The organism is Campylobacter sp. RM9333 (genome assembly GCF_020137705.1).
Classification (GTDB): domain Bacteria; phylum Campylobacterota; class Campylobacteria; order Campylobacterales; family Campylobacteraceae; genus Campylobacter_E.
Genome location: NZ_JACGAY010000004.1, coordinates 102,238 through 112,068 on the forward strand (window position 1 = coordinate 102,238; position 9,831 = coordinate 112,068).

Below are 9,831 nucleotides of genomic sequence, written 5' to 3' on the forward strand. Positions count from 1 at the left end.
CTTATAAATAAATGTTAATTTGATTCAAGTTTGTAAGTGCTAGAAAATAGGACATTTTTAGTATTGTAAATATTGTCAATCAAAAAAGTTACTGATTTAATTTTAGGGTTAATTATTTCATCATAATGAGTAAATAAACTTTCAAAAAATATAATATTTTCATTATTTTTTAAAAATGGTTTTATGATTTCTTTAAATTCTATAAAAATAATTTTAATTAAATCAAAATTTTCAATCTTAAACTCAATTTTTTTATTTCTTATTTTAAAACTAATTTTACTTGTATTTGAAAGATTGATTTGTAAATTAGTCGCTATTTTAGAATAATCAATTGCGTTATTTACAACGCTATATTTTACTCTAAAATCTATACTAATATCATTTAACATATTAAGAACAGATTTATAAGCAGTTTTATTTAAATACCAAGATAAAAATGCTAAATCATCTTTTACATTGTCATTAAACTTCAGATTATCAACATTAAATTCAAATTCTGAACTCATATTAAACAAGCTAGTATCATCAAAATAATATTTATTTTTATCAAAATAATATTCTAAATTATTCTTTTCTATAAAAGAGTATTTTAAATCTTTAAAATCCTTTTCAAGCAATTGTAAAAAATTATAAAATGCAACTCTGTTTTTAATATAAATATTAGAGAATTTAAAATATTTAAAAACTCCATTTTCTATAAAGCATTCAGTATGACTTGAACATTCCACCTTAGCTGCTATATATAATTTTTCAAGTAATTTTACTAGATAATCTATTTCTTGTTTTTGTTTGATTATATTTCTTTGTTCTTGTTGATAATTGTCATACAAAAACACACTAGTTGTTAATACAACAACAAGTATGCTTAAAATTATTTTTTTCATAAATTAGCTTCGTTTAAAGCCTCTGATTGATAGTGAGCTATTAGTGGTTCAATTATTTCATCTAATAAACCATCTTGCATAATTATGTCTAATCTGTGTAAAGTAAGATTTATTCTGTGATCACTTATTCTATTTTGTGGATAATTATAAGTTCTAATTCTTTCACTTCTATCTCCACTTCCAACTTGAGATTTTCTACTCTCTCGCTCTTTTGCTAATCTTTCTTGCTCTTGCATTTCATAAAGTCTTGCTTTTAAAACTTTTAAAGCACTTTCTTTATTTTTATGCTGACTTTTACCATCTTGATTAACAACAACTAAACCTGTTGGAATATGCGTAATTCTAACTGCAGAATCAGTAGTATTTACACTCTGACCACCATGACCACTACTTCTCATTACATCAATTTTTAAATCATTTGGATTTATTTCAATATCACTATCTTCTACTTCAGGCATAACTGCAACGGTTATAGCACTTGTATGAACTCTGCCTTGAGATTCTGTAGCAGGAACTCTTTGAACTCTGTGTGTGCCACCTTCGTATTTTAATCTTGAATAAGCTTTATCACCTTTAATTAATAAAATAATCTCCTTAAATCCACCTGCACTGCCTTCACTTTGACTAACTACTTCTATTTTATAATTTTTATCTTCAGCATATCTTGCATAAGCTTTAAATAAATCTCCGACAAATAAAGCAGCTTCATCTCCACCAGTTCCAGCTCTAATTTCTAAGAAAATATTCTTATCATCATTTGGGTCTTTTGGTAATAAAAGTATTTTTATTTCTTCTTCTAATTTAGGTTTTAATTCTTCTAATTCTTTTAATTCTTCTTTAGCTAAATCACCTAAATCAGGGTCTTGCAATAAAGTTTTATTTTCTTCAATTGAATCTAGCGTATTTAAATATTTTTTAGCAACCTCAACTATATCTTCTAAACTTTTTTGTTCTTTTGATAAGGCTGTAACTTTTGCTAAATCTGTAGTATTTTCAATATTACTTAAAAACGCTTGAATTTCTTCATAGCGTTTTAAGAAAGGTTCAAGTTTGCTTGCTAGCATTAAAAATTATGCACCAATTTTATTTACTAAAAGTGCTAAACGACTTACTTTTCTTGAAGCTGTTTGTTTTTTAATAAAACCACGGCTTACCATTTCGTGAATTTTTTTATTAGCTACTTTTAAAGCTGCTGCTGCCGCTTCATTATCATTAGCTGCTGCTGCTTCACGAACTGCACGAGTAATGTTTTTAAGTCTTGTTCTATAGAATCTGTTTCTAATAGTTTTTTTAATTGTTTGTCTAGCTCTTTTTTCTGATGATTTATGATTTGCCATAAAAAATTCCTTCGTAAAAATTTTTAAAAGACTGATTTTAGTAAAGTTTTGTTAAAATAATCTTAATTCAAAATTAAAATCATACTGAAAGGCAAAAAAATGATATTTGGAACAGATGGAATTAGAGGTTTTGCAGGTAATGATTTAAGTGCTTTTAAAGCTCTTAAAGCTGCTATGGCTATTGGAATTTTTTTTAAAAATAAAGCATTAACAAAAAAAGTAATAGTTGGAAAAGATACTAGAAGAAGTGGTTATATGATAGAAAATGCAATCGTTAGTGGTCTTAATGCAGTAGGTTTTAATGTATTGCAAATTGGCCCTATGCCTACACCTGCTGTTGCTTTTTTAAGTCAAGATTTAAGATGTGATTTTGCTATTATGATAAGTGCCTCTCATAATCCTTATTATGATAATGGTATTAAAGTATTTGATGCTAATGGATTTAAATTAAGCGAAAGCGAAGAATTTGAAATAGATAGAATATTTAATGATGATAATTTAATTAATTCGCATCTTGCAATAAAGGATAAAATCGGCTCTGCAAAAAGAATTGATGATGTAATAGGTAGATATATAGTTCATATTAAAAATTCTTTTCCAAAAGATACAACCTTAAAAAACCTTAGAATTGTTTTAGATTGTGCAAATGGAGCGGCTTATAAGGTTGCACCTGCTGTCTTTTCTGAATTAGGAGCTGATGTTATAACATTAGCTTGTGAGCCAAATGGAATAAATATTAATGATAATTGTGGAGCACTTCATCCAAATATGTTAGCTAAAGAAGTAAAAAGATTAAGAGCTGATGTTGGGTTTGCTTTTGATGGAGATGCTGATAGATTGGTTGTAGTTGATGAAAACGGAGAAATCATTAATGGAGATATTTTATTAGGGGTTTTAGCAAAAGCTTTAAAAGATAATAATAATTTAAGCGGTGTTGCAATTAGTAAAATGAGTAATATGGGATTTTTAAATTATCTTAAAAAACACGATATTTCTTATGTTACAACTGATGTTGGAGATAAATATATTCTACACGCAATGCAAGATAAAAATTATAATTTTGGTGGAGAGCAAAGCGGACATATAATTTTTAGCGATTACGCAAAAACTGGAGATGGTGTAGTAGCAGCACTTCAAGTAGCAAAATTATTATTAAATAAAAAAGCTAGCGAGATTTTTAGCGAAATTAAATTATTTCCACAAAGCCTAACAAACCTAAAAATCACAGAAAAAAAACCTTTAGATAAATTAGAAGGCATAGATAACTTATATGAAAAATTAAATAAAAATAATGTGAATTATTTATTTAGGTATTCAGGAACTGAAAATTTAATGAGAATATTACTTGAATGTGAAAGTGAAAAAACCTTAAAAAATATGGAAAATGAATGTATAAAATACTTTCAAAGTGTGCTAGTATGAGAAAAAAAATTATTATCTCAAGTCTTATAATAGCCATTGTAATAATCTTAGATAGACTTAGTAAAAATATATTTTTAGCAGGTTATGAATGGCATTTTACCCCTATTAGTTTTTATTTAGTTTTTAATGATGGGGTTGCTTTTTCAATGCTAAGTTTTTTACAAGAATATCTAAAATATATTCAAATAATGTTGCTTATAATTGCTGGAATACTTTTAATTAAAGAACAAAAATTCCTAAACGATAATTATTATGCCCTATCATTCATATTAGCTGGGGGCATAAGCAATGTTTATGATAGGTTTTTATATCCTGGAGTTATTGATTTTATAGCTTGGCATTATTGGTTTAACTTCGCTGTTTTTAATATTGCTGATGTGTGTATTAACCTTGGCGTTATTATAATAATTTTAAAAGAAATTTTTAAGAAAAGGAAGAAAAATGGAATTTCTAGCTAACAATTATGATTGGATAAAATGGCTTCATTACTTAGCGTTTATTTCTTGGATGGCGACTTTGTTTTATTTGCCACGCCTTTATGTATATCATCAAGAACATTCACATAAAAAAGAATTTGTTGAAGTTGTAAAAATTCAAGAAGATAAATTGTTTTATTTTATAGGACAACCTTCTATGATAATTACACTACTTACTGGAATTTTAATGATTAGTGCTAATTCAACCTTGATGAAACTTGGTTATTTTCATCTTAAATTATTGTGTGTTGTTCTACTACTGATTTATCATTTTGATTGCTTAAGATACCTTAAACAACTAAAAAACGATACTTGTAAAAAAAGTGGTAAATTTTTTAGAGCTTATAACGAAGTGCCTACTATAATAATGATAGGTATAATTACTGCAATGATTATAAGACCATTTTAAATAGGAATATAACATATTCCTATTTAAACAATAATGTATATTATTAGTTTAAATTCTTTTAAAAACTAAATAATAATACTAAGCTAAAAAACTTGTAATTTTAAGAGATAATTAAGAAATATCTAATATATTAAAATATCTTACATAAATAGGAAAAATCTTGGATACTTTACATCAACCAACTTTAAGGGTTATTAAAATTTTAGAGACTTTAAAAAATTGTGATGAAGGTCTTAACATAACACAAATTTCAAAAGAATGTAAAATCAGTGTGGGAACTCTTCATCCTATTTTAAAAACACTTTGTGAATTAGATTATTTAAGTTTTGATAATAAAAATTATAAATTATCTTTTTGTCTAAATCCAGAGCTAGAACAAAGGAAATCTACAAAAATTATAATTTATTATATGGATGAGCTAGCTAAAAAAATAAGATTAGCCGTGCAATTAGGGATTTTAAATGGTAAAAAAGTAATTTACTTACATAAAAGTGAAGGTAATGAAAAAATTATTCTAAAGACAAAAGCTGGAGATGTAGCCAATGCTAACGCAACTGCTCTTGGTAAAGCATTATTATTTGATAAGAATTTAAATGAATTAAAAAGTATCTTCAAAAAACAAATTCTAGAACAAAATACTGCAAGAACAATCAATAATATAAATGATTTATACGACAATATTCAGTATTGTAAAAATCTAGGTTATTCTTATGAATACGGGGAATATGATGATGATTTTTCTTGTTTTGCTGTGCCTATTTATAAAAACCAACAAATATTTGCCGCAATTAGTGTTACTATCTTGAAATTTCATATAAATGATGAAAAAAAGGATTTAATAACAACAGAATTATTAAAATATAAAAAAATTATAGAAGAGCAATTACAATAATTATTTTAATAGTATTTAATATTTATATTAAATATATTTTAATTATTGCTTTATCATTTTTATAATTTATATCAAATTAACAACTTTCAGTTAGAATAAATGAAAATTAATTTTAATTTTTATTACTTAATTTAAGGAGAAAATATGGAAAGTTTTGCAATTCTTAAAATTGCACTAGCATTAATAGTAGTAATTATTACTATTACACTTTTAATTAAACGCCACGAATCAAGAATGGTTCTTTTTACAAGTGGTGTTGTTTTATGTATTATTGCAGGTGCTCCAATGGACGCACTAGAAGCTTTTACTAAAGCGATAAAAAAGGCAAACATTATTGAACCAATAGTTGCTGCTATGGGTTTTGCTTATGTTTTAAAGCTTACAACTTGCGATAAGCATTTAGTTCATGCTTTGTCAAAAATATTAAAATATGCAGGTATTTTTCTAGTTCCTGGAGCTGTATTAATCACTGCATTTATTAATATTTCAGTAACTTCTGCTGCTGGTTGCTCTGCTGCTGTTGGTGCGGTTATTATCCCGCTACTTATGAGAATGGGAGTTCATCCTGCGCTTGCTGCTTCGACCGTTTTATTAGGAACTTATGGAAGCGCAAATCTAAACCCTGGTTATCATCAGACAAATATAGTTGCTGAAGTTAGTAAAGTAAATGTAATGGAAGTAATTCATTATGAAGCGTTTTATTTTGGAGTAAGTGCTGTAATTTGTGCTTTTGGATTGATGATTGTTGGCTTACTTTTAAAAGAATATAAAGGTTATGTTCTTGAAGATGAAAGCAATGATGATAAAGATTTCAAAATCAATCCTATAAAAGCTATTGTTCCAATTGTTCCTGTTGCTATACTTTTAGTTCTTAGCAATTCGCATTTTAAAGAATGGTATGAAGCTACTTTTGCACTTAAAGTTCCAAAAGTTGGCATTGGTCATGCAATGATTATTGGCTCATTATTAGCATTTATTACTTGCTTTAAAGATGTAAAAGCCGGTGAAGTTATGAAGAAATTTTGTGCTGGTATGGGTGAAGGATTTTCACATGTATATGGAATCATTATTTGTGCGGGGATATTCGTTGCAGGGCTTGAAGCTATGGGATTTGTTCAACAATTAATTGATTTTATGAAATCAAACCCAAATATTGCAACTTTCATAGGTTCTGTTGGAACTTTTGCCCTAGCTTTAATAACAGGTAGTGGAGATGCTGCCGGAATAGCATTTAATCAAGCTGTAACGATAAAAGCAGCAGATATCGGAATAGACCCTATGCACCTTGGCTCTGTTGTAACTGCTGTAGCTGGACTTGGAAGAAGCATGAGCCCTATTGCAGGAGCTGCTATTATATGTGCGACTTATGCGAAGGTTAATCCAATTGAACTAGCTAAAAGAAATGCAATACCAACAATTATTGCAGCAATAGTATATGTATTAATCGCTATTTAAATTCTACATTGCAAAAGGAAAATTAATATTATTTCCTTTTGCAAAAGTTCTTTTAAAAATTACTACAATTATATTTGGAATACAAATTGCTTATTTATAAAAAACTTTATAAAGGTTATAAATGCAAGTTGTACAGAATTTAGAATCAATTAGTATAAATACTCAAGATTTTTCATTTTTTAAAGAAATGAAAGAAATAATTAATAAAAATTTTTCACAAAATATCGGAAAGAAAAGCAAATTAATATCATTTTATGTTGAAAATGAAATTCCACAAAGAAGATATTTTTTAAAATTACTATCAATATTGAATAAAAAATACAATAACGAACAACTTCAAAATATAAATACCGCATATTATAAAAAATTTAAACTAAATCTAGTAAGTGTAAATAGCCTAAAAGCAATGATAAATTGTAAGCTTGATTTTATGAGAAAAGATATAATTTTAAATTTCTCAAATCTTGAAAAAAATTTAATAATTTATCTTTCTAATTATTTTAAAGAGCACGATATAAAAATATTAAAAACTAAATTTATCATCACTTATAAAGATGAAAATACCTTAAGTTTATTAGATAAACTATGTGCTTGTAACGAGCATTTAAATTACTGCGTAAGCTTTAGTCTAAGCGAATTGGCTTATTTGCAATTTAAAAAAGAAATTAAAAATGAGCTGAAAAAAGATAATAGGTTTTTAAATGTTTGTATGCTTTTAGAAGAACATTTTAAAACATTGGGAGTAGAAGTAGGAGCTAGTTTTGATGTTGTAAGGAATAAATATCTTAAGTTAAGTAAAGTTTATCATCCTGATTTTCACTCGGAAAAAAGTGAAGAAGTAAAAAGAGTTTTAAAAGAAAAATTTGAAGAAATAAATATCGCATATGAAAGCCTAAAACCATTGTATAAAAATGTAAGTTAATATAATTATTAGAAATTTATAATAATTATCAGTTTCTTTAAAGGTTAATTGAGTATCATACTCAAAATTATTTTTAAGGAGAGTTTTATGTCAGTTTTGGTTATTGGTGCAGATGAGATTACCCCTATTAAAGCAGTTTTACATGACTTAGGTGCAAAAACAATCACTCATTGGGATGCTAGAAATGAAAATAGAGTAAATCGTCAAAGCATTCCACAAGATACTGGCTGTGTTGTTATGCTTACAAGTTTTTTAAATCATAACACTATGAAAAAAATAAAAAGTCAAGCTAAAAAAAGAAATATACCTTTAGTATGTGCTAAGCGTTCTGTTAGCTGTGTGTATTGTGAATACTGCAAGGTTTTGGGTTTAAATAAGTAAGTTTTAAAATAGAATTTGAAATCAATTATTTAATTTCAAATTCTAAATATTTTAATTATTCAATAATTAATCCAAAACCACTTAAAGCTGCAAATTGTTCTTGATTGCCTAAAAATTTAAACTTATTAATGCCTAAATCTTTTAAAATCTGCGCTCCTATGCCATAATTTTTATCATCGCTTTTTAAGCCTTCCATAAATACTAGCATACCGCCTTCTTTACTTAAATCATCTATTGATTTTAAAGTTTCTTCTAATTTAGTAGCATTTAAAATATTAATATCTTTAGAACTCTTATAAAACTTAATCAGACTTTTTTCATTTTTACCTGCAAAAGCAAAAATAGTGTGAATATCTCCTAAAAAATCTTTATATACAATCTTTTTAACGTCTTTACATAGTAATTTGGTTTTTTCTTCACTAATTTTTGATACTAAGCTTTCATTTTGTAATCTATATTTGATTAAGTCTTCAATAGTTACTAATTTTATATTGTGCTTTTTGCCAAATTCTATTAAATCATCACGCCTAGCCATTGTTCCATCAGGATTCATAATTTCACAAATTACACAAGCAGGAGTAAGACCAGCTAATTTACACATATCAACCGTTCCTTCCGTATGCCCTGTTCTAACTAATACACCGCCATCTTTTGCTATTAACGGATTAATATGACCAGGTCTTACAAAATCACTTGCAACTGCATTTTTATTTGCAAATAATTTTATAGTAGCATCTCTTTCGCTAGAACTAACACCTGTACTTGCCGTTTTAATATCTACCGTAATAGTAAATGCCGTTTCATGATTAGATGTATTTTTAGGAACCATTAGCGGTAATTCAAAATGCTCTGCAATTTTTTTATCTAGTGCTACACAAACAACACCCCTAGCATGTGTTAATGTGAAATTCACCTTTTCTGGTGTGCTAAATTCTGCTGGAAAAATCAAATCACCTTCATTCTCCCTATCTTCAGCATCTAGCATTATCAACATATTTCCTTTTTTTAATTCTTTTATACCTTCTTCTATACTAACAAAAGACATATTTTTCCTTTTAATAATTATTTTAATTAAGTGTATGTAAAAATAATATATAAATGTTTAGAAATACAAAAAAATAAGTAAAAATTATTTTTTTAAAAATTTTACTTGACAAATATATTTTTTTGATATATAATCACGCTTTTAATTTGCATTGGGGTATCGCCAAGCGGTAAGGCAACAGGTTTTGGTCCTGTCATTCAGGGGTTCGAATCCCTTTACCCCATCCACTTTTATTTATCGCGAAATAGAGCAGTGGTTAGCTCGTCGGGCTCATAACCCGAAGGTCGGGGGTTCAAATCCCTCTTTCGCAACCATTTTAGCATAATTAGAATACTTATTTAATATATAAATCTTTATCAGACTTCTTTTTTATATAAATGTTTAGAATTTTAACATCTTTGAACTTAAAAAATTCTTAAAATAGTTTAGTTTTATTTTACTTTGAAAATGTTGTTTTTTTATGTTGATTTATTGCTTTTCTTAAGTGAAACTTAATAAGGTTAAAATGCCTATTACATAGGCATTTAAGGGGCGAATTTTTAAAATCTCGCAAAATTGTATAATATAGACAAGGCGGGGTTCGTTACGGCGTTGGGCTCACGCCCCCC

The 9,831-nt window shown here is 27.2% G+C and carries 11 protein-coding genes and 2 tRNA genes; 9 read left to right on the plus strand and 4 right to left on the minus strand.

What is annotated here, in order from left to right:
* Nucleotides 1–14: 14 nt before the first annotated feature.
* Genes AVBRAN9333_RS02995 through rpsT form a run of 3 tightly spaced genes read right to left on the minus strand, consistent with a single transcriptional unit; the run spans nt 15 to nt 2,221 of the window.
* On the minus strand, nt 15–884 hold the full coding sequence (locus AVBRAN9333_RS02995; RefSeq protein ID WP_336609410.1) for a hypothetical protein: 870 nt from the start codon (nt 882–884) through the stop codon (nt 15–17).
* Nucleotides 881–1,948, minus strand: coding sequence for a peptide chain release factor 1 (gene prfA / locus AVBRAN9333_RS03000; RefSeq protein ID WP_214117152.1), 1,068 nt, complete (start codon nt 1,946–1,948; stop codon nt 881–883). Before prfA ends, AVBRAN9333_RS02995 begins: the two co-directional genes overlap by 4 nt.
* A gap of 6 nt (nt 1,949–1,954) precedes the next feature.
* A complete protein-coding gene (gene rpsT, locus AVBRAN9333_RS03005) occupies nt 1,955–2,221 on the minus strand; it encodes a 30S ribosomal protein S20 (protein ID WP_214117154.1) in 267 nt (88 codons plus the stop codon).
* A 99-nt stretch (nt 2,222–2,320) separates the two neighbouring features.
* Here rpsT and glmM point away from each other — a divergent pair, with 99 nt between their 5' ends.
* From glmM to AVBRAN9333_RS03040, 7 genes are all read left to right on the plus strand, one after another.
* Nucleotides 2,321–3,643: a phosphoglucosamine mutase gene (gene glmM, locus AVBRAN9333_RS03010; protein ID WP_336609411.1), complete on the plus strand. Its 1,323-nt coding sequence runs from the start codon at nt 2,321–2,323 to the stop codon at nt 3,641–3,643.
* Nucleotides 3,610–4,101 (plus strand): signal peptidase II, encoded by a 492-nt coding sequence (gene lspA, locus AVBRAN9333_RS03015; protein ID WP_336608821.1) that lies wholly within the window; start codon nt 3,610–3,612, stop codon nt 4,099–4,101. Before glmM ends, lspA begins: the two co-directional genes overlap by 34 nt.
* Nucleotides 4,085–4,528: a protoporphyrinogen oxidase HemJ gene (gene hemJ / locus AVBRAN9333_RS03020; RefSeq protein WP_214117160.1), complete on the plus strand. Its 444-nt coding sequence runs from the start codon at nt 4,085–4,087 to the stop codon at nt 4,526–4,528. The genes lspA and hemJ overlap by 17 nt, the downstream gene beginning before the upstream one ends.
* A gap of 160 nt (nt 4,529–4,688) precedes the next feature.
* Complete coding sequence (locus tag AVBRAN9333_RS03025) at nt 4,689–5,420, plus strand: IclR family transcriptional regulator (RefSeq protein WP_214117161.1); 732 nt, start codon at nt 4,689–4,691, stop codon at nt 5,418–5,420.
* Nucleotides 5,421–5,564: 144 nt separating this feature from the next.
* The gene (gene dcuC / locus AVBRAN9333_RS03030) at nt 5,565–6,875 is read left to right on the plus strand and encodes a C4-dicarboxylate transporter DcuC (RefSeq protein ID WP_336609412.1); all 1,311 of its coding nucleotides are present in this window, start codon (nt 5,565–5,567) and stop codon (nt 6,873–6,875) included.
* 121 nt (nt 6,876–6,996) lie between these two features.
* Nucleotides 6,997–7,797: an adenylosuccinate lyase gene (locus AVBRAN9333_RS03035; RefSeq protein ID WP_214117176.1), complete on the plus strand. Its 801-nt coding sequence runs from the start codon at nt 6,997–6,999 to the stop codon at nt 7,795–7,797.
* An 87-nt stretch (nt 7,798–7,884) separates the two neighbouring features.
* The gene (locus tag AVBRAN9333_RS03040; RefSeq protein ID WP_214117178.1) at nt 7,885–8,178 is read left to right on the plus strand and encodes a DUF2325 domain-containing protein; all 294 of its coding nucleotides are present in this window, start codon (nt 7,885–7,887) and stop codon (nt 8,176–8,178) included.
* A 55-nt stretch (nt 8,179–8,233) separates the two neighbouring features.
* On the opposite strand, the gene AVBRAN9333_RS03045 is transcribed toward AVBRAN9333_RS03040, so the two are convergent.
* Complete coding sequence (locus AVBRAN9333_RS03045) at nt 8,234–9,223, minus strand: bifunctional 3,4-dihydroxy-2-butanone 4-phosphate synthase/GTP cyclohydrolase II (RefSeq protein WP_214117180.1); 990 nt, start codon at nt 9,221–9,223, stop codon at nt 8,234–8,236.
* A gap of 152 nt (nt 9,224–9,375) precedes the next feature.
* Here AVBRAN9333_RS03045 and AVBRAN9333_RS03050 point away from each other — a divergent pair.
* A tRNA-Gln gene (locus tag AVBRAN9333_RS03050) sits at nt 9,376–9,450 on the plus strand.
* Between the two features lie 11 nt (nt 9,451–9,461).
* A tRNA-Met gene (locus AVBRAN9333_RS03055) sits at nt 9,462–9,537 on the plus strand.
* Nucleotides 9,538–9,831 lie beyond the last annotated feature (294 nt).

Coding starts and splice junctions, on each gene's coding strand:
- prfA (WP_214117152.1), bottom strand. CDS start 1,948: ATGCTAGCAAGCAAACTTGAACCTTTCTTAAAACGCTATGAAGAAATT.
- dcuC (WP_336609412.1), top strand. CDS start 5,565: ATGGAAAGTTTTGCAATTCTTAAAATTGCACTAGCATTAATAGTAGTA.
- glmM (WP_336609411.1), top strand. CDS start 2,321: ATGATATTTGGAACAGATGGAATTAGAGGTTTTGCAGGTAATGATTTA.
- AVBRAN9333_RS03040 (WP_214117178.1), top strand. CDS start 7,885: ATGTCAGTTTTGGTTATTGGTGCAGATGAGATTACCCCTATTAAAGCA.
- AVBRAN9333_RS02995 (WP_336609410.1), bottom strand. CDS start 884: ATGAAAAAAATAATTTTAAGCATACTTGTTGTTGTATTAACAACTAGT.
- hemJ (WP_214117160.1), top strand. CDS start 4,085: ATGGAATTTCTAGCTAACAATTATGATTGGATAAAATGGCTTCATTAC.
- lspA (WP_336608821.1), top strand. CDS start 3,610: ATGTATAAAATACTTTCAAAGTGTGCTAGTATGAGAAAAAAAATTATT.
- AVBRAN9333_RS03035 (WP_214117176.1), top strand. CDS start 6,997: ATGCAAGTTGTACAGAATTTAGAATCAATTAGTATAAATACTCAAGAT.
- AVBRAN9333_RS03045 (WP_214117180.1), bottom strand. CDS start 9,223: ATGTCTTTTGTTAGTATAGAAGAAGGTATAAAAGAATTAAAAAAAGGA.
- rpsT (WP_214117154.1), bottom strand. CDS start 2,221: ATGGCAAATCATAAATCATCAGAAAAAAGAGCTAGACAAACAATTAAA.